Raw genomic sequence first — 23,039 nt, 5'->3', positions numbered from 1 at the left:
CTCCACGGAATGTTCAGGGAGTAACCATTGATCTACAAGGAGACGACTCATGCAACGGTCAGCATTCATCCCCCTTCTCTTCGCTACTCTCGGTGTCGTGGCGGCACCGCTCGCGATGGCTGACGACACGTCCGGGCGGGATTACTCCACCGAACGCCGTAATCTGGACAGCCCGGAAAACATCTCCAAGGAATACAAGAAAGCGATCGAGGACGAAGCCGGATCCAAGCGGCGGGCCGCCGAAGGCGTTTCGGACAAGGCCAGAAACTACGGCGAAGACCGCAGCAAGATCGACAAGAATATCGAGGAGCGGCTTGAGGAAGGCCGGTCAACCCGGGACAAGGCTCGTCAGGAAGCAGAGAAAATGGGCAAGGACATGAGAAGCCCGGACTACACCAAGGATCGTCAAAATCTGGACAACCCGGATCAAATCAAGGAGCGTCTGAAGGAAATGGAGGAAGGCGCCACCAAACCGAAAGAGTAAGCCGTTCCCTCAAACGAAAAGCCCCGGTCACTCCGGGGCTTTTGCGCTATCGCGTCAACGCCTCGCGACGACGCAACGCTTCCTGTTCCATCTCCTTACGGCGCTGCTCGGCGGCTTCCATCCGTTCATCGGCTCGCTGCTGCTGGGTCTTCCGTCGCTCTTCCGCGGCGCGGCGCTGACTGTCCAGGCGGTTCTGCAAATCCTGCCGCCGCTGCTCCGCCTGGGTGGCGGGATCCGCCGACGGCACAGCCCGGTTATCCAACTGAGCCAGCGCCGGTGCTGCCATCGTCACCAGCATCACGCCCGCGGCCATCCATACTGGTTTGAACTTCATGGCTTTACCTCCTGCTCCCGCCCGGGCACCGTGTCCGGACAGTACTTGTATCCGATTAGTACCATTGTCCCAGATTTCCCGCCGTGACAGGCAAGTAACACAAGGTAAAATCGCACACCTTCAGGTCTACGGCCGGGCAGCGTGCTTCGGCACGTTCAGACAATCGTCAATGATACGGAAGATGCGCTCCCGATAATCCGCCTGCTCATTGGCCAACTGATGGCGGGCGCCCTCCAGGATATGAATGCGGGGCTCCCGGAACTTGCGGCGGATAATGTCCAGGTTGTAACGCCAGTCCACCGTCTCATCCTGATCCCCCTGAATCACCACCGGCGACAACGGCACCGGAGTCGCCCGTTCAAATCCGGGCAACCAGCGCTTCAGCGCGGTCACCCAACTGGCCGGCAGCCGCCGCGGCTGCAGGGGATCCCGGTTTTCCAGGAAATCGAGGAAGTCCGGATCCCCGGAATTGATGGTGAAAACCCGCTTTATCGAGCGGGCAAAGGGGCGAATCAGGGTATGCAGCCAGCGAGCGGTGCCCCACTTGAATGGGCGCACCAGGGGCGCCAGCAGGATCACCTGGTCGAACGGTGCCTCGTCCGCATCGAACCGGTGGTGCAGGAGGAAGTCCATGACGATGGCCCCGCCGGTGCTCTGCGCCACCACGTGCCAAGGTTTGGGCAAATGCGTCCGGGCCAGGCTCAGACACTGCTCCAACACTTCCCGATACACCTTGAAGTCATCGATATCCGCCGGCGGGCCGGAACTGAGGCCGTGCCCGGGAAGATCGTAGGCGACCACGGCGAAGCCTTTTTCCAACAGATGCCCGATGACATGGCCGTAGAGACCGACATGATCAAAATAACCATGACATACGAACACCGTGCCCTTCGGCGACGGGGGACGCCACACATGGATACCGAGAGTATGGCCGGCGGCATCGAAATAGCCGAAACCGTGCTCCAGCCGCGGCAGCCGGGCGGCGAAATCAATGCCGTAGTAGCTGACGTAATCCAGGCTGGGGTCATCGAGAGGGGCGAACCGTTCCCAATTCAGAGGATGCCAACTGCGGGTGATGGCGTCGCGGGAAAACGGTATCGACATAGGCGGGAAACTCGATTCAGGCGGTGTATGACAACCGTCAATGATAGGCACTCCGTGCCCGGCATGCCATCGCCCGAACCACAAAGCGCCCGGTCAAGGGCGCTTTGATGGGCCCGGCCAGGGAAGCCGGGCGAGGTACTACAAGCTTGCAGGTTTGCTGGCGAGTCTCTTACAGCTGTGCCTGCTGAGCTCGCAACGCTTGCTGGGCCTGCACTTCGGAGATGACGCGTTGCAGATTCTCCGGAGAGTCCAGGTTCAGGCGGTGACCCAGGTGATCCACCGGAGTCTGGCTGGCCAGGGGAGCACGTTCCTTGGCGACCGCCAGGTTGTGCTGAGCTTCCTGGGAGCGGTAAGCGATGTAGTCCTGGGAGTCGATATTTTCACGGACGCTCAGGAAATCACGACCTTCACCCTGGGACTGACCACGCTGCTCGGCTTGCAGGCGATCGCTGGCGGCTCTTTGTACCTGGCCGTCAACCAGCGCCGGGGAGTCGATCTGCTCACGGGCGCTCAGGTAATCGGCACGAACCTGATCTTCGAAACTGTTGGCCTGGGCCAGCGGTGCGGCAGCCAGACCAGCAACGACCAGGGCGGCAACGGACAAACGGGCTACGTTTTTCATCATCCTTTCCTCACGTTCACATTCAGGGAATGTCGCGGGAGGTCAGGGCGATTTCGCGAGTGCTTGCTGGTCTCCCACGCTGATGGAGCCAGTATAGTTACAGGTTACGTTATTGTCAACTTGTAACTTTCGATTATTTTCAAGGTGCCAGACTCCGAAGGATCAGGTTGGTAACCGCCGCCAGCTTGGTCTCCATCTCCTCGGTGTTCCCCAGCCGGCTGAGCAGCACCGGGTGAGCGTAGGCGGCGGCGGTGACGCGGATCGCCATGCAAACCTCATCCAATGGCGTCTTACGCTCGAATTCCCCGCTTTCACGGCCGTCCGAGACGATTTTCTCGATCGCCTCGTAGATCTCATTATTGTGTTCTTCGGTGACCGCCCACTGATTCTCAATGGAGACAACAACAATATCGTGTATGCACCGCTCCTTGAGAAACAGCCGCATCCCCTCGGAAAGCAAGGTGTGCAGCATGTCGCGCAGGCGCTGAGTGGCGGAGGCGTCGCGCTCGGAGACGGCGCGGATGGCCTCGCCCATGGTCGACAACGCCAGGGCGCAAACCGACTCGCCGATCGCCTGTTTGGAATCGAAAAAGCGGTACAGATAAGCGCTGGATACTCCAATCGCCTTGGCAATGTCGGTCACCGAGGTCTTGCGGTAACCGTGCACTCGGAACAGTTCATCCGCCACCTGCAGAATCTGTGTACGCCGCTCGTGGTCGGCGGGCCCGCGTTGTCCGGGCAGGTTTTCACAATTGTCGATCGCCATGGAGGCTCTCCCTGAAATTCTCGCGTCGCTTAGATGAGTTACGACTATTGTTATGTGTAACACCAGGTAACCATCATAGCGCCGACTGGAGTATCCGCCAAGTGAACGACACTTTCAGGCAAGCCAGCACAGGAAGAAGAAAGGCGATGGGGGAAGGGAAGGTTGGGGCAGGAGATCCACGATTCGCTGCCAAGGCAGCTTCCCACAGCGGCTCTGTAGCGCCACTGTGGGAAGAGGCGGGCAGCGAATTACGGGCTTACTTGACGCGCGGGTCCAGTTCGCCGTTTTCGTAACGCTGGAACATCACTTCCAGGTTTACCGGCTTGATCTTGTCGGCGTTACCGGCGGTACCGAACGCTTCGTACCGGGCGATACAGATATCGCGCATGGCGGTCACGGATTCCTTCAGGTACTTGCGCGGGTCGAACTCGGCCTTGTTGGTGGCCAGGAACCGGCGGATGGCACCGGTGGACGCCAGGCGCAGGTCGGTATCGATGTTGACCTTGCGCACCCCGTACTTGATACCTTCCTGAATCTCTTCCACTGGCACCCCGTAGGTTTCCGGGATCTCGCCCCCGAACTCGTTGATGATGGCGAGCCAGTCCTGCGGTACGGAAGAGGAACCGTGCATGACCAGATGGGTATCCGGGATACGGGCGTGGATCGCCTTGATCTGCTCGATGGCCAGAATGTCGCCGGTGGGCGGACGGGTGAACTTGTAGGCACCGTGGCTGGTGCCGATGGCGATGGCCAGGGCGTCCACATGGGTTGCCTTGACGAAGTCCGCTGCTTCTTCCGGGTCGGTGAGCATCTGCTCATGGCTCAGGGTGCCTTCCGCGCCGATGCCATCTTCCTCGCCGGCCTGACCGGTTTCCAGGGAGCCCAGACAACCGAGTTCCCCTTCCACCGAGACGCCGCAGGCGTGGGCCATATCCACCGCCTGGCGGGTCACCCGCACGTTGTACTCGTAGTCGGTGGGGGTTTTGCCGTCCTCACCCAGGGAGCCGTCCATCATCACCGAGGAAAAGCCCAGTTGGATGGAGCGCTGGCACACGGCGGGGCTGGTGCCATGATCCTGGTGCATCACCACCGGGATATGGGGGAATTCTTCCACCGCCGCCAGAATCAGGTGGCGCAGGAACGGGGCACCGGCGTATTTGCGGGCGCCGGCGCTGGCCTGCACGATCACCGGGGAATTGGTTTTATCCGCCGCTTCCATGATGGCGCGCATCTGTTCCAGGTTGTTCACGTTGAACGCCGGAACGCCGTAGCCGTGCTCGGCGGCGTGGTCCAGCAATTGGCGCATGCTGATCAGTGCCATGGTTTTACCCCTTGATTATCCGTTGGTGGTGACCGACACCACTATTACTTCGTCCGTAACCTTGTTTCGCTTACAGGCAACACGCTTCACGCTGGCACGCTTTGGCGTGGGCGCGTGCTGGCGTGTTGCGTGCCAGCGTCTCAGTCCCTGGCCCGGGCCTCGAGCATGGCCACCGCGGGCAAGGTCTTGCCTTCCACGAACTCCAGGAAGGCGCCGCCGCCGGTGGAAATGTAGCTGATGCGGTCGGCGATTTCATACTTGTCCACCGCGGCCAGGGTGTCACCGCCGCCGGCGATGGAGAACGCTTCGCTGTCGGCGATGGCCTCGGCCATTTCCTCGGTGCCCTCACCGAACTGATCGAACTCGAACACGCCCACCGGGCCGTTCCAGATGATGGTGCGGGCTTCCTTCATCAGCGCGGCGAAGACATGGGCGGTTTGCGGGCCCACGTCGAGGATCATGTCATCCTCGTTCACCTCTTCCACCTTCTTGGTCACCGCTTCCGCGTCGGCGGAAAATTCCGTGGCCACCACTACATCCACCGGCAGCGGAATGTGCACCTTGGTGGCGATTTTACGAGCCGCGTCGAGCAAATCCGGCTCATGCAGGGATTTGCCCACCGGCAGCCCTTCCGCCGCCAGGAAGGTATTGGCGATGCCACCGCCGACGATCAGTTGATCCACTTTGTCGGCCAGCGCTTCCAGTACTTCCAGTTTGGTGGACACCTTGGAACCGCCGACGATCGCCACCAGCGGCTTGGCCGGGTTGTCCAGCGCCTTGGACAGCGCATCCAACTCATTGGCCAACAGCGGACCGGCGCAGGCCACCGGGGCGAACTTGCCGACCCCGTGGGTGGACGCCTGGGCGCGGTGAGCGGTGCCGAAGGCATCCATCACATAGATATCACACAGCGCCGCCATCTTCTGTGACAACGCCTCGTCGTCCTTCTTTTCGCCTTTATTGAAACGCACGTTCTCGCACAGCACGACCTCGCCCTCGGCCACCTCGACACCGTCGAGCCAGTCCTTCACCAGCGGCACTTCCCGGCCCAGCAGGGTTCCCAGGTGCTCGGCCACCGGTTTCAGGGAGAACTGCTCTTCGTACTCCCCTTCACTGGGGCGGCCCAGGTGGGACATCAGCATCACCCGGGCACCGGCCTTCAGCGCGTGCTCAATGGTCGGCAGGGAAGCACGGATGCGTGCGTCACTGGTGACCTTGCCCTCTTTGACCGGCACGTTCAGGTCTTCACGGATCAGTACCCGCTTGCCCTTCAGATCCAGGTCGGTCATGCGTTTGAAGTTCATGGTCTTGCTACCTCGTCTAAAACCATCCATCCGGGATGATGAAAACTTGTCGGTTCGAAGATTCCGTCGGGCGTCAGACGTTCGACACCCTGGACAACTCGCTTACCCAGTCGAGCAGCCGGTTGGCATAGCCCCACTCGTTGTCGTACCAGGCCACCAATTGCACCAGCTCGCCCTGCACCCGGCTCAAGGAGCCGTCGATGATGGCGGACTCCGGCCGGTGGTTGAAATCGGCGCTGACCAGCGGCTGATCGTTGTAGCCCAGCAACCCGTTGCTGTCCGCCGCCAGACGGCGCAACCATTGGTCCAGATCGTCGCCTTCCGCTGCTGGGGGACGTTCCAGGGACAGGGTCAGTTCCACCATGGCCACGTTGAGCGTCGGCACACGAATACTGTGACCGCTGATACGCCCGGCTAATTCCGGCAATACCTGCTGCACCGCGCCGATGGCACTGCTGGTGGTCGGCACGATGTTCTGCGCGCCGGCCCGGCCACGGCGGGGATCCCGATGCACATGATCCAGCAGGGTCTGATCGGAGGTGTAGGCGTGGGTTTCCTGCATCAGCGCCTGACGCACCCCGAAATCCGCGTGCAGCGCCCGCAGCAACGGGGCGATGCAGTGAGTGGTGCAGGAAGCCGCGGAAAGGATGCGGTCATTGCCGCCCACATGCTCCTGATTGACCCCGTACACCACCACCTGATCGGCGTGGTCGAACGGCACCGCACCGAGGATCACCCGCCCGGCACCGGCCTCCAGATGCACCGCGGCGTCCCGGTAAGCGCGGAAATGCCCGGAGCATTCCAACACCAGATCCACGCCCAGTTCCCGCCAGGGCAGACGCGCCGGCCGCGGCTCGTTAAGCAGCAGGGGCGTTTGCTCCGCCAGATGCAAACGGCCGTCCCGCAGGCTGGCTTCCTGCGGCAAACGGCCGTGGGTGGTGTCGTAGCGGGTCAGGTACAGCAGATCTTCCGCCTCACCGAGGTCGTTGATCGCCGTCAGGGCGAACGGCACCTGCCAACCCCGCTCCCAGCGCTCCGCCAGGGCCCTGACGAAAGAGCGCCCGATACGACCGTATCCGTTGATGGCGACTTTCATAATAATGGTCGGACGTCGAACGTCGGACTCTCTCTTCTCAAAGCAGGCTCTCCACGGCCTCTGTCACCGCCTCGGCGGTGATGCCGAAATGCTTGTACAGGTCTCCGGCGGGGGCGGAAGCCCCGAACCCGGTCATACCTACCACCTTGCCGTCCAGGCCGACAAAGCGATACCAGTAATCGGTGATGGCCGCTTCCACCGCCACCCGCGCTCTGACCGCCGCCGGCAGCACGCTTTCCTGGTAATCCGCGCTTTGCGACAGGAAGGCATCGGCGCTGGGCATGGACACCACGCGCACATTGCGGCCGGCAGCCCCCAGCGTTTCAGCGGCCTTCACCGCCAGTTCCACTTCCGAGCCGGTGGCAATGATCAGTGCATCCGGGGTGCCTTCACCGGTTTGCAGCAGGGTATAGCCGCCCTTTTCCACCTGGTCCAGAACGTTCTCGTCCCGGGGCATGCAGGCCAGCCCCTGGCGGGAACAGATCAGCGCGGTGGGACCGTCCTGACGCTGCAGAGCGTGTTTCCAGGCCACCGCGGTTTCCACCGTGTCGCACGGGCGCCAAGTGCTCATGTTCGGCGTCATGCGCAGGTTGGCCAGCTGTTCGATGGGCTGGTGGGTGGGGCCGTCCTCGCCCAGACCGATGGAGTCATGGGTGTAGACCAGAATATTGGGCTGGTGCATCAGCGCCGCCATGCGCACGGCGTTGCGGGCGTATTCCATGAACACCAGGAAAGTGCCTCCGTAGGGGCGCAGGCCACCGTGCAGGCAAACGCCGTTCATGATCGCGGTCATGCCGAACTCGCGCACCCCGTAATGCACATAGTTACCGCTGGCGTCAGCGGCATTCACCGCCTTGCAGCCTTTCCACAGCGTGTTGTTGGAACCGGCCAGATCAGCGGAGCCACCGAGCAGTTCTGGCAGCAGCGGACCGTAGGCGTCCAGGGCATTCTGGCTGGCCTTGCGGCTGGCCACTTTCTCGCCCTTTTCCTGGCACTCCTTGATGAAGGCCTGGGCGGCATGATCGAATCCGGTGGGCAGCTTGCCGTCCATACGGCGCTGGAACTCCACCGCCAGCTCCGGGAATTCCGCCCGGTAGGCGTCGAACCGGACCTGCCACTCGGCTTCCTGCCCGGCACCGGTGTCGCGAGCATCCCAGGCCTGGCGAATATCTTCGGGAATCTCGAACGGACCGTGCTGCCACCCCAGGGCTTCACGGGTCAGGGCGATTTCGTCCTCGCCCAGCGCGGCGCCGTGGGATTCTTCCTTGCCCTGCTTGTTGGGGCTGCCGAAGCCGATGATGGTCTTGCAACAGATCAGGGTGGGCTGTTCGCTGTTCTTGCGCGCGGTTTCCACCGCCATGCGGATTTCTTCCGGATCATGGCCGTCCACATTGGGGATCACCTGCCAGCCGTAGGCGCGGAAGCGCTCCACCGTGTCGTCGGTGAACCAGCCCTCCACTTCGCCATCGATGGAGATGCCGTTGTCATCATAGAAGGCGATCAGTTTACCCAGCCCCAGGGTCCCGGCCAGGGACGCCACTTCGTGGGAAATCCCTTCCATCATGCAGCCATCACCCAGGAAACAGTAGGTATGGTGATCGACGATCTGGTGGCCTTCGCGATTGAACTGCGCCGCCAGCACCTTCTCCGCCAGCGCCATGCCCACGGCGTTGGCGATGCCCTGCCCCAGCGGGCCGGTGGTGGTCTCGATACCCGGCGCGTCACCATATTCCGGGTGGCCCGCGGTGGGGCTGCCGAGTTGCCGAAAGTTCTGGATGTCTTCCAGGCTGACGCCGTAGCCGGTCAGGTGCAGCAGGCTGTACAGCAGCATGGAACCGTGGCCGTTGGACAGCACGAAGCGATCCCGATCCGGCCATTGCGGATTGCCGGGGTTGTGCTTGAGGAAACCGCGCCAGAGCACTTCGGCGATGTCCGCCATGCCCATGGGCGCGCCGGGGTGGCCGGAATTGGCTTGCTGGACCGCATCCATACTGAGCGCACGGATGGCATTGGCGAGATCACGGCTGGCGGGGGCACTGGACATGCAGGGCTCCAAACTGACTGGTGGCTGAAAAAGGGGCGCTATTGTCGCCCATGGGCGAGTCGCGGGCAAATAAAGCGATGACTGGCCTCGAACGCCGGAACACCGCCCTGGCCGGCCTCCTTCGGGACGGCATCCACTTTGTAAAACCCGCCCTCGGAGCGAGCTGTAACCTCGTGAGCCCGCCTCATTTGTGGTAACCCTAAAAAAGACTGTATCCGCCAAAACACACAAGGAAGACCGAATGAGCGACAAGGACTGCATCAGCATGACATCGCGCGGCCTGACCGTATTGGGCCTGGCCGCGACCCTCACCCTTTCGGCCTGCGGGGGAGGCGGAGGGGGCGGCGGTTCCGGCGGGGGTGGCGAAAACCTCCCGCCGCTGTTGAACCTCGGCAATTTCCAGCCGGCCGACATCGTTATCGGCCAGGCCGACTTCATCGGCACCGGCCCCAACAAGGAAACGGGCTACGACACACCGGAGGCCGACTCCCTGGCCACGCCCTACGGCAATCCGGCGGTGAGCCCCTCCGGCACCCTGTTCATCAGTGATTCCTCCAACAACCGGGTACTGGGCTACCACACCCTTCCCACCGTCAACACCGCCGCTGCCGATTTCGTGCTGGGACAGCCGGACTTCACCAGCAACGAGCCGGGCGTGCTGTTCCTCCCGGAAGGGGTCTCGATAGCGGGGGGCAAGATGGCGGTGGCCAATTATGACGGTAGCAGGGTATTGATTTACAACACGGTTCCCGCTGGCGGCGGGGCCGAGCCCGATGTCGTGGTCGGGCAGGCGGATTTCGATTCCAAGGACGAAACCTGCGATGCCACCCACTTGAACGGTCCCGAAGCCGCCGAGCTCACGGCGGACGGCAAGCTGGTGGTGGCCGACTCCGGCCACGACCGGGTCCTGATCTGGAACACCCTGCCCACTTCCCATGGCCAGCCCGCGGATCTGGTGCTGGGACAAGGCGACTTTACCCATTGTGATCCAAATGACGACGATCAGGATGGCCTCAGCGGCCCCCGTTCCGCTCGCACCCTCGACTATCCCACCGGCCTGTGGGCGGACGGCCGCCGTCTCGCGGTGATCGACAACGACAACAACCGGGTGCTGATCTGGAGCACCTTTCCCACCAGCCACTTCCAACCCGCTGATATCGTCCTGGGCCAGGCGGATTTCACCTCGGCCAGCGCCTCAACAGGCACTTTGGACACGCCCTATGGCATCGATTCCAACGGCCGGCAATTTGCGGTCGCCGATAGCCGCAATCATCGGGTACTGATCTGGAACAGCGTCCCCAACAGCAACTTCCAGCAGGCCGATATTGTGCTGGGCCAGAGCGATTTGGATCACAATCAAGCAAACGACGACAACCAGGACGGTGTGGATGACGGCGCCGCCTCGGCCCGCGTACTGAACTTTCCCTCCGGCGTCCGTTTTTACCAGGACAAGCTGTTGATTTCCGACATGGCAAACCATCGCGTGTTGATATTCCAGTCGCAATAACAAGCACCAAGGAACCAACAATGAAAAACAAGGAGCACATGAACATGACACCGTGCGGCCTGACGGCATTAGGCCTGGCCGCGACTCTCACTCTCTCGGCTTGCGGCGGTGGAGGTGGAGGCGGCGGTGGCGGCGAAGCCCTCCCACCGAAGTTGGAACTCAGCAATTTTCAGCCCGCCACCACCGTTATCGGCCAGGCCGACTTCGCCGGCACCGGTCCCAACAAGGGAGCGGACTACGAAACACCCGCGGCCGACTCTCTGGCCACCCCGTACGGCAATCCGGCGGTGAGTCCCTCCGGCACCCTGTTCATTAGTGACACTGAAAACTATCGGGTGCTGGGCTATCAGTCCCTCCCCACTGTCAACAACGCCGCTGCCGATTTCGTGCTGGGCCAGCCGGATTTCACCAGCAACGAGCCGGGCATGCTGTCCAGTCCGCAAGGGGTTTCGATAGCGGGCGGCAGGATGGCGGTGGCAAATTTTGACGGTGACCGCGTATTGATCTACAACACGATCCCCGCCGGGGGCGGGACCGAACCCGATGTCGTGGTCGGACAGGTGGACTTCGATTCTCAGGAGGACACCTGCGATGCCACCCACCTCAACAGCCCCGAAGCCGCCACACTCACGGCGGATGGCAGACTAGTGGTGGCCGACTCCGCCCACAATCGAGTTCTGATCTGGAACACCCTGCCAACCGCCCACGGCCAGCCCGCGGACCTGGTACTGGGCCAAGGCGACTTTACCCATTGCGTCCCTAATGACGGTGATCAGGATCGCAGTCGCAATCCCCGCTCAGCGCGCACACTCCACAATCCTACCGGCGTCTGGACGGACGGCCATCGTCTCGCGGTGATTGATAACAACAACAATCGGGTGCTGGTCTGGAACAGCTTCCCCACCAACCATTTCCAACCCGCCGATATCGTGCTGGGCCAGGAGGATTTTACCTCGGCCAGCGACTCGGCAGACACTCTGGACACCCCCTACGGCATCGACTCCAACGGCCGGCAATTGGCAGTCGCCGACAGCGCCAATAATCGCGTGCTGATCTGGGACAGCTTTCCCACCAGCAACTTCCAACAGCCTGATATCATATTGGGCCAGAGCGATTTCGCTCACACTCAGGCAAACGACGACAATCAGGATGGCGAAGAAGACCCCACCGCCTCGGCGCGCGTGCTGAGATTCCCCACAGGCGTCCGTTTTTACCAGGACAAACTGCTGGTTTCCGAGATTGGAAACAATCGCGTGCTGGTATTCCAATCACAATAACAAACACCAAGGAGCCAATAATGAAAAACAAGGACCTCGTGAACATGACACCACGCGGCCTGACGGTATTGGGCCTGGCCTCGACACTCGCCCTTTCCGCTTGTGGTGGCGGCGGTGGTGGTGGTGGCGGTGGTGGTGGTGGCGGTGGTGGTGGCGAAAATCCGCCGAAGAAGCTGACGCTCAGCAATTTCCAGCCCGCCGCTGTTGTCATCGGCCAGGCCGATTTCGCCGGTATGCGTCCGAACCAGAACGGCGAACCGGACGCCAACACCCTGCGAGGCCTGTATGGCAATCCCGCGGTAAGCGCCTCGGGGACGCTCTTTATTAGCGATTACGACAATAACCGCGTTCTCGCCTACAACAGCATCCCCACGGTCAACAACGCCGTTGCCGACTTCGTGCTGGGACAGCCGGATTTCACCACCACCGCGCCCGGGGAATTGAATGGTCCGCAACAAATCTCGATTGCCGGCGGCAAGATGGCGATGGTGGACTATGACAGCAACAGAGTATTCCTCTATAACACGGTTCCGTCCGACGCCGGCGCTGAACCTGACATCGTGGTAGGACAGACGGATCCCGATTCCTGGAATACCGATTGCGACGCGATTCACGTCGACACTCCGGAAACGGTGGACATCACCGGGAACGGCAAGCTGGTGGTAACCGACTCCGACCACAATCGGGTACTGATCTGGAACAGCCTGCCCACCACCCACGGCCAACCGGCCGACCTGGTACTGGGGCAAGCGGATTTCACCCATTGCGAGCCCAACGATGACGATCAGGATGGCGTTGAGGAGGAGACCCCAACGGCGCGCTCTTTGGCTTACCCAGCCGGTAGTTGGACAGACGGCAATCGCCTGATTGTCATCGACGGCGCCAACAATCGGGTACTGATCTGGAACAGCTTCCCCACCAGCAATTTCCAACCGGCCGATATCGTCATTGGCCAGCCGGACTTCAGCCGCAATATCCATAACGATGACGACCAGGATGGTGAACCCGACGAGGCGCCAACGGCACGCACTCTGTACTACCCCTATGACGGAGTGGATTCCAACGGTAGCCAACTGGCTATTGCCGACTCTGGGAATCGACGCGTGCTGATCTGGAACAGCTTCCCGACCTCGAATTTCCAGCCCGCCGATGTGGTATTGGGCCAGAGTGACTTCACCCACTACGCCCCCAATGACGATGACCAGGATGGCACCCTGGACAGCGCCGCCTCCGCACGTGCGATGGCTTACCCCACCGGTGTGCGCTTTTACCAGGACAAGTTGTTGGTGGCCGACGAGGGGAACAACCGCGTACTGATATTCCAGTCGCAAGAACCCTGATGTGAATGAGGGATCCGCCATGCATCTGATGACCGCGCTGTTCTGGGGGCTGGCGGGAGGCAGTGCCCTGCTGGTTGGTACACTGCTGGGCTGGTTCACCAAGCCGCCGGCTCGGGTGACCGCGGCGGTGATGGCGTTTGGCTCCGGTGTTCTGGTTTCCGCCATCGCCTTCGATCTTATGGATGAGGCGTTGCACAAAGGCGGCTTGCTGGCTTCGGCGGCGGGCTTTCTGGCCGGTGCCGCCGCCTTCACCTGCGGTGCCGTCATCCTCGCCGACAACGGCGCCCGCCACCGCAAGCGGTCGAATAAATCCAATGCCGCCACGGCCAGTGCCGCCCTGGTCATCGCCCTGGGCTCCGTGTTCGACGGCATACCGGAATCCATGGTGATCGGCCTGAGCCTGCTGGAAGGCAACGGCGTATCGATCCCGATCGTCGCCGCCATCTTTCTCTCCAATGTGCCCGAAGGCATGTCCAGTACCGTCGGCATGAAACGGGCCGGCATGTCGTTCGGTTATGTTTTTGGATTGTGGACGGCCATCGCTTTGTTGTGCGGCCTCGGCGCCGTGGGCGGTTACCTCCTCTTCGATAACGCGCCGGCGCAGTACATCGCCGTGGCCCAGGGCGTCGCCGCCGGTGCCATGCTGGCCATGATCGCCGACACCATGATTCCCGAAGCCTTCGATGAAACCCATAACGCGGCCGGACTGATCACCGCCGCCGGGTTCACCACCGCGTTCATCCTTTCACACGCTTTTTCCTGACCAGAAGGGTGCGGACCTAGCCGTCCTGACGGGACAGAGGCCGGTAACGGCGCTCCGGGCGACCGATGCTGCCATAGGTCTGATCGGCTTCCAGTTCGTGGCGCTGGAGCAGGTATTCCAGATAGCGGCGGGCGGTGGAACGGCTGACGCCGGCTCGCTTGCCCACCTCCTGGGCATTGAGGAAATCCCGGGGAACCTTGGCCAGCACCGCCCGTACCCGGGACAAGGTAAGCGCATCGATCCCCTTGGGCAGGCGCGCCTGCCCACTACTCGCCGGAGCCGCCGGTTCGCCCTCCGCGTCCCGGGAAAACAGCGCATCGGCCATGGACTGGGTGATCGCCGGTGACTGGCGCAAGCGCCGCTGGCGTTGCATGAAAGTGTTTAATGCCCGGTCCAGCCGCTGCAACAGCACCGGTTTCACCAGGAAGTCAAAGGCTCCCAGCTGCAAGGCCCTTTCCAAAGCGGCCACTTCGGAAGCGGCGGTCACCATCATCACTTCACAACCGTGGCCTGCGGCGCGCAACTCCGCCAGCAGGTCCAGGCCGCTGCCATCGGGCAGGTAGACGTCGAGCAGCAGCAGATCGGGCTGGTAACGCTCCAGCAAGGCCCGCCCGCCAGCCAGATCGCCAACCACCGCGGTGACCCGGAACTGATCGTCCCGCTGCAGGTATTCCGCCAGCAGGCGGGCCACCTCGCTTTCATCCTCGACGATCACCACTGAATAGGTCATGACCGGTTGTCCTCGTCCGTTGGCCGGCGGGGCAGGTACACCGTGAACCGGGCGCCGCCCAGATCGGCCTGACCCACTTCCAGAGTGCCCTTCAGGGCACTCACGTAGGTCTTCACCAGATACAAGCCGACCCCGTGTTGACGCCCGCTCTTGGAAGAATAGTCCGGCCGGAACAGCGCCTCCAGCCGCTCTCGGTGCAACCCTTCTCCACTGTCTTCCACATCGAAGATCAGATGGTCACCAAGATCGTCGAACGTCACCCGCACCCGCGCCGGCTGGCGCGGCCCGATGCGCGCCGCCTCGATGGCGTTGTCGATCAGGTTGCCCAGAATCGACACCAGCCGCTCCAGCAGGGCTTTGGGCGCCGCCGCGTCGAGCACGCTCTCTTCCGCCACCTCGAACGTGACGCCCTGCTCCTTGGCCTTGTGGTATTTGCCCAGCAGCAATCCCGCCAGCAGCGGTTCCCCGGTACTGTCCAGCAGCCGGTTGACCATGGCCTGATGGCCCTGGCTTTCCAGGCCGATCAGTTCCACCGCCTTGCCGTAGGCGCCCATCTGGATCAACGCGCCCAGGGTATTGAGTTTGTTGGAATAGTCATGGGTCTGCACCCGCAGCAGCTCCGCGAACGCTTCCACCTGGGCCAGTTGTTGGCTCACATGGGCAACCTCGTCCTGAGGACGGAAACTCAGAAACACGCCACGCACCGTGCCACCCACCCGCAACGGCCGCCGAAACAGCACCAGTTCCTGGCCAGCGGCGTACAGCTCCACGCCATCCAACACCTGCTCCACATCCCGCAACAGAAAACCGGCCTGATCGGGAAACAAATCCCGCAAGTGCAGCGCGCTTTCCTGTGATGTGGTCACCCCCAACAATTGCCGGGCCCGGCGATTGCTGCGCTGCACCCAGCCGTCCAGATCCAGGGCGACAATGCCCGAGCGCACCGTGTCCAGCATGGCGCTCTGCTCGGCGAATACCCGGGCGATTTCATGGGGCTGCCAGCCGAACAAAGCGGCGCGCACGCGGCGGGCAATCCATAGCGAAGACAGAATCCCGACCAGGAACACCACCAGCACCACCGGCAGCCATTGCAGATAACGGCCGGCGGCGATGGATTCCACCGAACGATTGAGAAACCCCACCGACACCAGACCGGTGACATTACCGTCGGCATCCAGCACCGGTGCCTTGCCGCGCACGGAAAAGCCCAGGGAACCCTGGGCTTCGGAAACAAGGGCATGGCCGGCCAGCACATCCTGACTGTCACCGCCCTGCATGGTCTTGCCCAGACGGTCGGGCTGCGGATGCGCCAGCCGCCGCAACCGGGTGTCGCCGACCACGATGAAATCCGCGTCGGTCCGCCGCCAGAGATGGTCGATAAACGGTGCCAGCGCGTCGCCAGCGCCTGGCGCACCTGCGGCAACTCCGCCACCAGTTGCGCCAGATCCAGCGCCTTGCGACCGGCCTCCTCCCGCACGCCCCGTTCCAGCAGGTACTGCCCCAGAGCGGCGAACAGCACCACCTGCAGCAGACTGAACGCCAGCACCCACAGAATCAGCCGGGTTTCCAACCGTTGAATACGCCTGCGACGCATGGTTCCTCCCGGCCAGCCAAGGGTGAGTATTACAGGTTATCGGACAGCTCCGCCTCCGGCGCCGGCCGTTTCAGTCCACGCAGGAAGTCCATCAGCGGTACCAGCAGCAGCGCCAGGGACACCAGTGTGATGCACAGGGTCAGCGGCCGCTCCCACAGGAACGCGATGGAACCGTCGGCGATCATCATCGCCCGGCGGAAATTACTCTCCAGCATGCCGCCGAGAATAAAGCCCAGAATCAACGGTGCCATGGGGAAATTCAACTGCCGCAATATCAGCGACAACACCGCGAAGCCCACCATCAGATACAGGTCGAAGGTATTGAACGACACCAGATACACACCGATCAGGCTGAAGAACAGGATCAGCACGGTCAGCAGCGGTTTCGGCAGCGCCAGTGTCTTGGCGATGTACGGGATCATCGGCAGGTTGAGGAACAGCAGCACCACGTTGCCCACGTACATGGACATGATCACCGCCCAGAACACGTCCGGGTTATCGTGCATCAACAACGGACCGGGTTGCAGTCCGTAGGCAATCAAAGCGCCAAGCATCACCGCGGTGGTACCAGAGCCGGGAATACCCAGTGTCAGCAGCGGCACGAAGGAGCCGGTACAGGCAGCATTGTTGGCGGTTTCCGGCGCCGCCAGGCCACGCAGGGAACCCTGGCCAAACTGTTTCTTCTTCTCACCCCGGGCCAGATTCCGCTCGGTGGCGTAGGCCAGGAAGCTGGCGATGGTGGCACCGGCACCGGGCAGAATGCCAATCAGAAAACCAAGAATGGAGGAACGGCCGATCACCGGCGCCACGTCCTTGATCTCTTCCTTGCTCAAGCGCAGATCACCCATTTTCGAGGACGGCGCCGGCGCTTTTTTGCCGTCCGGGCGCAGTACGCCGGAGAGCGCCTCGGACAAGGCAAAGATCGACATCGCCACCAGCAGGAAACTGATGCCGTCGAGCAGATCGCTGGAGCCGAAGGTGAACCGCTCGGCGCCGGAGGACGGGTCAATACCAACCGTGGCGAGCATGATGCCAAGCAGGGTCATCATCACCGCCTTGAGGAACTGGCCCCGATTGGAGAACGCGGCGATGGCGGTGAGCCCCATGACCATCAGCGCGAAATAATCCGCCGACCAGAAACTCAACGACACCTTGGCCAGCAGCGGCGCCGCCACCATCAGGAATACCGCCGCCAGGGTACCGCCGGAGAATGAAGCGTAGGCGGCCAGCGCCAACGCCTTGCCGGCCTGCCCTTTGCGCGCCAAAGGGTAGCCATCGAAAGAGGTCGCCACGGTACCGGCCACCCCCGGCGCATTGATCAGAATCGACGAGGTGGAGCCGCCAAAAATCGCACCGTAGTACACCCCGGCCATCAGGATCATGCCGTAGGAAGGGTCGATACTGTAGGTCACCGGAATCATCAGGGCGATGGCGGTGATCGGCCCCAGCCCCGGCAACATGCCAATAAAGGTGCCCACTAGGCACCCCATCATTACGTAGAGGATGCCCTGCCAGCTCAACGCCGCGGACAAACCGGTCAACATGCCTTCTATCATGGTCTCAGCTCCACAGCGTGCCCGGCGCCAGGTAGATTCCCAGCACACGGGTCATGATCAACCAGAACACCACCACCACCGGCACCGAGGCCCAGAACAGCACCTTCGGACGGTATTCGCCCATCAGCAGATAGCCGGCCAGCAGGAACACTTCGGTGGCCAGCAGGAAGCCGAGCGGATCCAGCATCAGGGCGTAGAGCACCATCAACACCAGCAGCAGCGCCGTGCGCCCCAGCGCCAGCGCACCGGAGCTGCCTTGCGGCCGTGTCGCTTGTTGCAGGAAGGATCCGGCCAGCGCCAGCAGGCTTACCACGACACCGACCACGGCATAGATTTTCGGCAAGGTCGACGCGCTGACCGAAATGCCCTGTTCGGTGGGCAGCAACGGAATTTGCCAGGCGTAAATGCCATAGGCACAGGAGAACACCAGAAACAGAAAGGCACCGATACGATCTTTGCTGACGGACATAGCCCCTCCTTCAGCGAATGAAGCCCAGATCACGCATTACTCGCGCCATCTGTTCTTCCTGCTGCTCCAGGGATTCGAGGAATCGCTCCGGCGTCTCGTAGTTGTTGAGCCAGCCGTTGCGCTTACGTACCGCTTCCCACTCAGGGGTCTCGAGCAGTTTGCGGAATACTTCGGAGTACGCCGCCACTTTTTCGTCCGGGGTATCCGGAGCGGCGAACAGCCCCCGCCAGTTGACGAAACTCATCGGGTAACCCAGCGATTTCAGGGTCGGAATCTCCGGGTAGTCGGCGATGATCTCCGGCGCGGTAATGGCGAGAATGCGGGCATCACTGGAGCGCATCAGCTCCAGCGCTTCACTGAAACCGGTGGACAGCAGTTGTACTTCTCCGGACAACAACCCGGCTTTGGCCTGGCCACCCGCATCATAAGGAATGTATGCCAGCTTGCGGCCGTCACCACCGGAGGCCTGGAACGCCTGCGCCGCCACCAGGTGATCCATGCTGCCGCGGGCGGAACCGCCGGCCACTTTGACCAGGCGGGGATCGCGGCGGTAAGCCTCCATCACTTCCTTCCAACTCTGATAAGGCGAGTTGGCGGTCACCACGAAGGCGCCGTAGTCGGCGATCAGATTGGCCACCGGCTTGAGATCACGAAAGCTGTTGGGGATCTGCCCGGACAGGGCCCGCAGCACGATGGGGGTGGAATTGATCATCACCATATCGCCCTGCTTGGTACCCATCTTGATCATGTAGGCAATAGCGCGGCCGCCCCCGCCACCGGACATGTTCTGGAACGAGGCATTGCTCTCCAGGCCGGACTTGATCAGTGCCTCACCGGCGGCCCGGGCGGTAGTGTCCCAGCCGCCGCCGGGACCGCCGGGCACCAGGAAATGGAGATCCGCCCGGACCGTCGCGGCACCGAGCATCATCAACAGGACCAGCAGACCGCGACACAGACGCCGGCAACCGGCGTGAGCAGGCAACGTCATGGCAACCTCCTAGAATTGGTATTGCGTCCGCAACACCACGGCATTGGCATCACGCTCATCGCCCACCAGCGCGGGCGCGCCGGGGCCACTGACCCGGGAGCGGATCAGATTGAGCATGAATTTCAGATTGGTGTCGTAGTAGTAGGACAGGCCCAGGGTGTGGCTGGTGACGTCGGTACCCTGGTTGGCGCTGCTGGCGTCCACCCGCGAGGTACGGGCCGCCACTTCCCAGGCATTGCGCACACCGTCCGGCTGCCGGAATACGCCCTGGCTGGCCTTATAGGTGCGGGATTCCCCCGTCAGGAAGTAACTGAGGGAGGCGGAATAGCCGTCGAAATCGCGGCCGTCCAGGTCGGAGGCACTATCCTCGGTACTCAGTTCACGGCGAGCGTATTCCGCCTGGAACAGCAGACTGTGCCATTGGGCCGCCAGCTCCAGCCCTTGCTGAGTCAGGTGGTCCACCGCCACCGGCGCGCCACCGGCGGCGTAATCCACCAGTCTGACGGGCGTCTCGCGAACCTCGCCCCGGGCCCAGGACGCGCTCAGCTCATCGCCGGACATGTCCCGGTAGGAGGCCCAGAGTCCCAGATGCAGCACTTCCCCCTGATCACGCTTGGGGGCCCAGGTGAGCCGGCCACTGGTGGCGTAGTTGAGACGCTCGCTGTCGTCCTTGCCACTGTCACCGAAGGCGTCGTTCTTATACACGCCGAAGGCATAGCGCAGGCCATTGGAAGGGAAAAACTGATAAGCCGACGCGCCCCAGCGAAAATAGGGTGAGACGGTGTTGGCCAGACTGGACCGCTCGATCATTACCAGATGGGCACTGCTGGACAACGCTTCCAGCGAAATGTCCTCACGCAGTTTCCCCAGTTGGACCACCGGGCCACGCTCGAAACCGTTGTAGCGCAGACGCGCCATGACGATCTCGGCATCCTCGGAGAAGTCCATCAGCAGCTTGTAGTCCCAGTCACCGTGCTCGGAGCCGATATAGGCGCGCACCCGACGAGGGAACAAGTCAGAGCCGGTACGCCCTTCATGGGTTGCGTTGTAGGCGCCGTCGAAATGGTTGTAGTCGAGTTGCAGGGCACCACCGATCTCAAGACCGTCCCAGGGTGAGGGCGCGGTTTCGCGCTGACTGAGCGCATCGACCTTCTGATTCAGTTCCTCGATCTGCTGCTTGAGGCGGGACAGATCATCGTCGGCGCGGACTCCGGCGCTCAGCCAGAGGCCAACAAACACCAGCACCACGGTCATGGAGCTTCGCATCATCGGGCGTTCCTTTTCTTTTGTTTATGCGCGCCGTAGCGCACCGGCCACCCGGGCGACGGAGACGCCACCCGGCTTTGATCGGAGAAACAAGCGTTTCTCTACAACCGGCACGCTACCCCCCACCGAAAAGGTGTGAAATGTAATGGCGATAATGGGCGTTCTTTGCGTTTTGGGCGTTTTGTTCATATTGGTCAGGAAGTGCGCTGGATGTCCGCCCCTCATCTATATCAATTTATTTTGATGCACTATCGACAATAAGCTACACTCGCCGCCATGACAGCACCCGCTGAAGCCACACAATCCGGACTCGACGGTCTGACGGTCTTTCTCAAGGCCGCCGGTGACGGCTTGCGTCTGGAGGTTTTGCAGGTGCTCGGCCAGAACAGCTTCGGCGTGCTGGAGCTGTGCGAGATCATGGCCATGAAGCAGTCAGGCATGAGCCATCACCTCAAGGTGCTGGCCCAGGCCGGTCTGGTGGAGAAGCGCCGGGAGGGGAATTCCATCTTCTATCGGCGCCGTCTGCCGCCGGCGGATACCCAGACCAGCGCTCTGCACGGGGCATTGTTCGAGCAATTGGATCAGACCCCGCTGGATACGGTAACAGCGCAGCGCCTGAAAGGCGTGCAAGCCCAGCGCGCGGCCCAGAGCCGGGCGTTTTTCGTGCGCCACGCGGACGATCTGGCCCGCCATCAGGACCTGATCGCCGAGCACGAGCAGTACGCCGAGCAGGCCTGCGAGTTATTGGATCGGGCCGCGGGCGGCACCGACACGGTGCTGGAGATCGGGCCCGGCGACGGCCGTTTCCTGGTGCCGTTGGCACAGCGTTTCGAGCAGGTGCTGGCCCTGGATCACGCCGAAGCCATGCTGGAGCGAGCCCGCCGGGAAGTGGCGGAACAGGGCCTGGACAATGTGCGGCTGGTACTGGGCGAATGGCCGGAGGCGGGAGCGGCATTGCCGCCGGTGAACGCGGTGGTGATGAACATGGTACTCCATCATCTGGCCTCCCCCGCCACCGCTTTGCAGGCCGCCGCCCAGCAATTAACCCCGGGCGGGGTGGTGGTGGTCACCGATTTGTGTCGTCATAACCAAAAGTGGGCCGTGGAGGCCTGCGGTGATTTCTGGCTCGGCTTCGACGAAGCCGATCTGGTGAGTTGGGCTGGTCGTGCCGGCCTGGTTTTGCGCGATAGTTTGTTCCTGGCCCTGCGCAACGGGTTCCAGGTACAGGTGCGCAGTTTTCAACGCGGTGGCGCAGAGATCGACAACAGACTCTGAGGTCCGTGTGGAACGTCAACCCCCAATCGAGGGAGTAAACCGGTAATGAGTGAATACAGCATCTTTACCTCCGAGTCGGTCTCCGAAGGCCACCCGGACAAAATGGCCGACCAGATTTCCGATGCGGTTCTGGACGCCATCATCGCCGACGATCCCCACGCCCGCGTGGCCGTGGAAACGCTGGTAAAAACCGGTATGGCGGTGGTCGCCGGGGAAGTGCGCACCAATACCTATGTGGAGTTGGAAGACATCGTCCGCCAGGTAATCCTGGATATCGGTTACGACAGTTCCGATGTGGGCTTCGACGGTGCCAGCTGCGCCGTGCTCAACGGTATCGGCAAACAGTCCGCGGACATCGCCATGGGCGTGGATGAGGCGGACAACAAAGATCTCGGCGCCGGTGACCAGGGCCTGATGTTCGGCTACGCCACCAATGAAACCGACACGCTGATGCCGGCACCGATCTATTTCTCTCACCGTCTGGTGGAGCGCCAGGCGCAACTGCGCAAGAACGGCACCCTGCCGTGGCTGCGCCCGGACGCCAAGAGCCAGATCACGCTGCGCTACGAGAACGGTTTGCCAGTGGCGGTGGAAGCCGTGGTGCTGTCCACTCAACACTCGCCGGAGATCAAGCTGAGCGATCTGCGCGAAGCGGTGCTGGAAGAGATCATCAAACCGGTGCTGCCGGCGGACTGGCTGCACAAGGATACGCTCTATCACATCAACCCCACCGGCAACTTCGTCATCGGTGGCCCGATGGGGGATTGCGGTCTGACCGGACGCAAAATCATCGTCGATACCTACGGCGGCATGGCGCGCCACGGTGGCGGTGCCTTCTCCGGCAAGGATCCGTCCAAAGTGGACCGTTCCGCCGCCTATGCCGGCCGCTACGTGGCCAAGAACATCGTCGCCGCCGGCCTGGCCGACAAGTGCGAGATTCAGGTGAGCTACGCCATCGGCGTGGCCGAGCCCACCTCCATCGCCATCAACACTTTCGGCACCGGCAAGATCAGCGACGACAAGATCGCGCAACTGGTACGCGAGCACTTCGATCTGCGTCCGCGCGGCATTATCGAAATGCTCGACCTGCGCCGTCCGATCTACCGTCCCACCGCCAGCTACGGCCATTTCGGCCGGGAAGGCTTCAGCTGGGAAAACACCGACAAAGCGGACGTGCTGAAGAACGCGCTCTGACGACG

At 62.2% G+C, this 23,039-nt stretch carries 21 protein-coding genes; 7 read left to right on the top strand and 14 right to left on the bottom strand.

Going from position 1 to position 23,039, the window contains the following annotated elements:
* Window positions 1-49: 49 nt before the first annotated feature.
* Entirely contained in the window at window positions 50-484 is a 435-nt protein-coding gene (locus tag MA04_RS07695) for a hypothetical protein (RefSeq protein ID WP_163127571.1), read from the top strand.
* Window positions 485-530: 46 nt separating this feature from the next.
* Here the strand turns inward: MA04_RS07695 and MA04_RS07690 are convergent, their stop codons facing one another.
* The 8 genes from MA04_RS07690 to tkt form a co-directional block, all read right to left on the bottom strand.
* Window positions 531-818 (bottom strand): hypothetical protein, encoded by a 288-nt coding sequence (locus MA04_RS07690; protein ID WP_163127568.1) that lies wholly within the window; start codon window positions 816-818, stop codon window positions 531-533.
* A gap of 126 nt (window positions 819-944) precedes the next feature.
* Window positions 945-1,922: an alpha/beta hydrolase gene (locus MA04_RS07685; RefSeq protein WP_163127567.1), complete on the bottom strand. Its 978-nt coding sequence runs from the start codon at window positions 1,920-1,922 to the stop codon at window positions 945-947.
* Between the two features lie 169 nt (window positions 1,923-2,091).
* Window positions 2,092-2,547 (bottom strand): hypothetical protein, encoded by a 456-nt coding sequence (locus tag MA04_RS07680; protein WP_014992636.1) that lies wholly within the window; start codon window positions 2,545-2,547, stop codon window positions 2,092-2,094.
* 136 nt (window positions 2,548-2,683) lie between these two features.
* Window positions 2,684-3,310, bottom strand: coding sequence for a TetR/AcrR family transcriptional regulator (locus MA04_RS07675; protein ID WP_014992635.1), 627 nt, complete (start codon window positions 3,308-3,310; stop codon window positions 2,684-2,686).
* 256 nt (window positions 3,311-3,566) lie between these two features.
* Window positions 3,567-4,631 carry a class II fructose-bisphosphate aldolase gene (fba, locus tag MA04_RS07670; protein WP_063140182.1) on the bottom strand — a complete coding sequence of 355 codons (1,065 nt, stop codon included), beginning with the start codon at window positions 4,629-4,631 and terminating at the stop codon, window positions 3,567-3,569.
* 140 nt (window positions 4,632-4,771) lie between these two features.
* Entirely contained in the window at window positions 4,772-5,935 is a 1,164-nt protein-coding gene (locus tag MA04_RS07665; RefSeq protein ID WP_262460005.1) for a phosphoglycerate kinase, read from the bottom strand.
* A gap of 73 nt (window positions 5,936-6,008) precedes the next feature.
* Window positions 6,009-7,031: a type I glyceraldehyde-3-phosphate dehydrogenase gene (locus MA04_RS07660; RefSeq protein WP_262460004.1), complete on the bottom strand. Its 1,023-nt coding sequence runs from the start codon at window positions 7,029-7,031 to the stop codon at window positions 6,009-6,011.
* A 37-nt stretch (window positions 7,032-7,068) separates the two neighbouring features.
* The gene (tkt, locus tag MA04_RS07655) at window positions 7,069-9,075 is read right to left on the bottom strand and encodes a transketolase (RefSeq protein ID WP_262460003.1); all 2,007 of its coding nucleotides are present in this window, start codon (window positions 9,073-9,075) and stop codon (window positions 7,069-7,071) included.
* Window positions 9,076-9,316: 241 nt separating this feature from the next.
* Here tkt and MA04_RS07650 point away from each other — a divergent pair, with 241 nt between their 5' ends.
* From MA04_RS07650 to MA04_RS07635, 4 genes are read left to right on the top strand one after another with little or no spacing between them, the layout of a single operon-like run.
* A complete protein-coding gene (locus MA04_RS07650; RefSeq protein ID WP_262460002.1) occupies window positions 9,317-10,582 on the top strand; it encodes a hypothetical protein in 1,266 nt (421 codons plus the stop codon).
* A 20-nt stretch (window positions 10,583-10,602) separates the two neighbouring features.
* Window positions 10,603-11,859, top strand: coding sequence for a hypothetical protein (locus tag MA04_RS07645; protein WP_262460001.1), 1,257 nt, complete (start codon window positions 10,603-10,605; stop codon window positions 11,857-11,859).
* A gap of 20 nt (window positions 11,860-11,879) precedes the next feature.
* Window positions 11,880-13,199 (top strand): hypothetical protein, encoded by a 1,320-nt coding sequence (locus MA04_RS07640; RefSeq protein WP_262460000.1) that lies wholly within the window; start codon window positions 11,880-11,882, stop codon window positions 13,197-13,199.
* Window positions 13,200-13,218: 19 nt separating this feature from the next.
* Window positions 13,219-13,962: a ZIP family metal transporter gene (locus MA04_RS07635; protein ID WP_163127555.1), complete on the top strand. Its 744-nt coding sequence runs from the start codon at window positions 13,219-13,221 to the stop codon at window positions 13,960-13,962.
* Between the two features lie 16 nt (window positions 13,963-13,978).
* On the opposite strand, the gene MA04_RS07630 is transcribed toward MA04_RS07635, so the two are convergent.
* The 6 genes from MA04_RS07630 to MA04_RS07605 all read right to left on the bottom strand — a co-directional run bounded on the left by MA04_RS07630 (window position 13,979) and on the right by MA04_RS07605 (window position 20,568).
* On the bottom strand, window positions 13,979-14,692 hold the full coding sequence (locus tag MA04_RS07630; RefSeq protein ID WP_163127553.1) for a response regulator: 714 nt from the start codon (window positions 14,690-14,692) through the stop codon (window positions 13,979-13,981).
* A complete protein-coding gene (locus MA04_RS07625; RefSeq protein WP_394356143.1) occupies window positions 14,689-16,242 on the bottom strand; it encodes a sensor histidine kinase in 1,554 nt (517 codons plus the stop codon). The genes MA04_RS07630 and MA04_RS07625 overlap by 4 nt, the downstream gene beginning before the upstream one ends.
* Before the next feature lie 73 nt (window positions 16,243-16,315).
* Window positions 16,316-17,842, bottom strand: coding sequence for a tripartite tricarboxylate transporter permease (locus tag MA04_RS07620; RefSeq protein ID WP_262459997.1), 1,527 nt, complete (start codon window positions 17,840-17,842; stop codon window positions 16,316-16,318).
* 4 nt (window positions 17,843-17,846) lie between these two features.
* A complete protein-coding gene (locus MA04_RS07615) occupies window positions 17,847-18,311 on the bottom strand; it encodes a tripartite tricarboxylate transporter TctB family protein (protein ID WP_262459996.1) in 465 nt (154 codons plus the stop codon).
* Between the two features lie 10 nt (window positions 18,312-18,321).
* Window positions 18,322-19,299: a tripartite tricarboxylate transporter substrate binding protein gene (locus tag MA04_RS07610; RefSeq protein WP_262459995.1), complete on the bottom strand. Its 978-nt coding sequence runs from the start codon at window positions 19,297-19,299 to the stop codon at window positions 18,322-18,324.
* Between the two features lie 9 nt (window positions 19,300-19,308).
* Entirely contained in the window at window positions 19,309-20,568 is a 1,260-nt protein-coding gene (locus tag MA04_RS07605) for an OprO/OprP family phosphate-selective porin (RefSeq protein WP_262459994.1), read from the bottom strand.
* A gap of 273 nt (window positions 20,569-20,841) precedes the next feature.
* Between MA04_RS07605 and MA04_RS07600 the strand changes: the two genes are divergently transcribed.
* Entirely contained in the window at window positions 20,842-21,840 is a 999-nt protein-coding gene (locus MA04_RS07600; RefSeq protein ID WP_262459993.1) for a metalloregulator ArsR/SmtB family transcription factor, read from the top strand.
* 45 nt (window positions 21,841-21,885) lie between these two features.
* Window positions 21,886-23,034: a methionine adenosyltransferase gene (gene metK / locus MA04_RS07595; RefSeq protein WP_262459992.1), complete on the top strand. Its 1,149-nt coding sequence runs from the start codon at window positions 21,886-21,888 to the stop codon at window positions 23,032-23,034.
* Window positions 23,035-23,039: the final 5 nt, after the last annotated feature.

The organism is Alloalcanivorax balearicus MACL04 (genome assembly GCF_025532145.1).
GTDB lineage: Bacteria > Pseudomonadota > Gammaproteobacteria > Pseudomonadales > Alcanivoracaceae > Alloalcanivorax > Alloalcanivorax balearicus.
The sequence above is the reverse complement of the archived record's forward strand: the minus strand, read 5'-3'. Positions and strand labels throughout refer to the sequence as shown.

What these genes read in the sequence shown, in the direction of transcription:
- MA04_RS07695 (WP_163127571.1), top strand. Translation starts at nt 50, where the DNA reads ATGCAACGGTCAGCATTCATCCCCCTTCTCTTCGCTACTCTCGGTGTC.
- MA04_RS07690 (WP_163127568.1), bottom strand. Translation starts at nt 818, where the DNA reads ATGAAGTTCAAACCAGTATGGATGGCCGCGGGCGTGATGCTGGTGACG.
- MA04_RS07685 (WP_163127567.1), bottom strand. Translation starts at nt 1,922, where the DNA reads ATGTCGATACCGTTTTCCCGCGACGCCATCACCCGCAGTTGGCATCCT.
- MA04_RS07680 (WP_014992636.1), bottom strand. Translation starts at nt 2,547, where the DNA reads ATGATGAAAAACGTAGCCCGTTTGTCCGTTGCCGCCCTGGTCGTTGCT.
- MA04_RS07675 (WP_014992635.1), bottom strand. Translation starts at nt 3,310, where the DNA reads ATGGCGATCGACAATTGTGAAAACCTGCCCGGACAACGCGGGCCCGCC.
- fba (WP_063140182.1), bottom strand. Translation starts at nt 4,631, where the DNA reads ATGGCACTGATCAGCATGCGCCAATTGCTGGACCACGCCGCCGAGCAC.
- MA04_RS07665 (WP_262460005.1), bottom strand. Translation starts at nt 5,935, where the DNA reads ATGAACTTCAAACGCATGACCGACCTGGATCTGAAGGGCAAGCGGGTA.
- MA04_RS07660 (WP_262460004.1), bottom strand. Translation starts at nt 7,031, where the DNA reads ATGAAAGTCGCCATCAACGGATACGGTCGTATCGGGCGCTCTTTCGTC.
- tkt (WP_262460003.1), bottom strand. Translation starts at nt 9,075, where the DNA reads ATGTCCAGTGCCCCCGCCAGCCGTGATCTCGCCAATGCCATCCGTGCG.
- MA04_RS07650 (WP_262460002.1), top strand. Translation starts at nt 9,317, where the DNA reads ATGAGCGACAAGGACTGCATCAGCATGACATCGCGCGGCCTGACCGTA.
- MA04_RS07645 (WP_262460001.1), top strand. Translation starts at nt 10,603, where the DNA reads ATGAAAAACAAGGAGCACATGAACATGACACCGTGCGGCCTGACGGCA.
- MA04_RS07640 (WP_262460000.1), top strand. Translation starts at nt 11,880, where the DNA reads ATGAAAAACAAGGACCTCGTGAACATGACACCACGCGGCCTGACGGTA.
- MA04_RS07635 (WP_163127555.1), top strand. Translation starts at nt 13,219, where the DNA reads ATGCATCTGATGACCGCGCTGTTCTGGGGGCTGGCGGGAGGCAGTGCC.
- MA04_RS07630 (WP_163127553.1), bottom strand. Translation starts at nt 14,692, where the DNA reads ATGACCTATTCAGTGGTGATCGTCGAGGATGAAAGCGAGGTGGCCCGC.
- MA04_RS07620 (WP_262459997.1), bottom strand. Translation starts at nt 17,842, where the DNA reads ATGATAGAAGGCATGTTGACCGGTTTGTCCGCGGCGTTGAGCTGGCAG.
- MA04_RS07615 (WP_262459996.1), bottom strand. Translation starts at nt 18,311, where the DNA reads ATGTCCGTCAGCAAAGATCGTATCGGTGCCTTTCTGTTTCTGGTGTTC.
- MA04_RS07610 (WP_262459995.1), bottom strand. Translation starts at nt 19,299, where the DNA reads ATGACGTTGCCTGCTCACGCCGGTTGCCGGCGTCTGTGTCGCGGTCTG.
- MA04_RS07605 (WP_262459994.1), bottom strand. Translation starts at nt 20,568, where the DNA reads ATGATGCGAAGCTCCATGACCGTGGTGCTGGTGTTTGTTGGCCTCTGG.
- MA04_RS07600 (WP_262459993.1), top strand. Translation starts at nt 20,842, where the DNA reads ATGACAGCACCCGCTGAAGCCACACAATCCGGACTCGACGGTCTGACG.
- metK (WP_262459992.1), top strand. Translation starts at nt 21,886, where the DNA reads ATGAGTGAATACAGCATCTTTACCTCCGAGTCGGTCTCCGAAGGCCAC.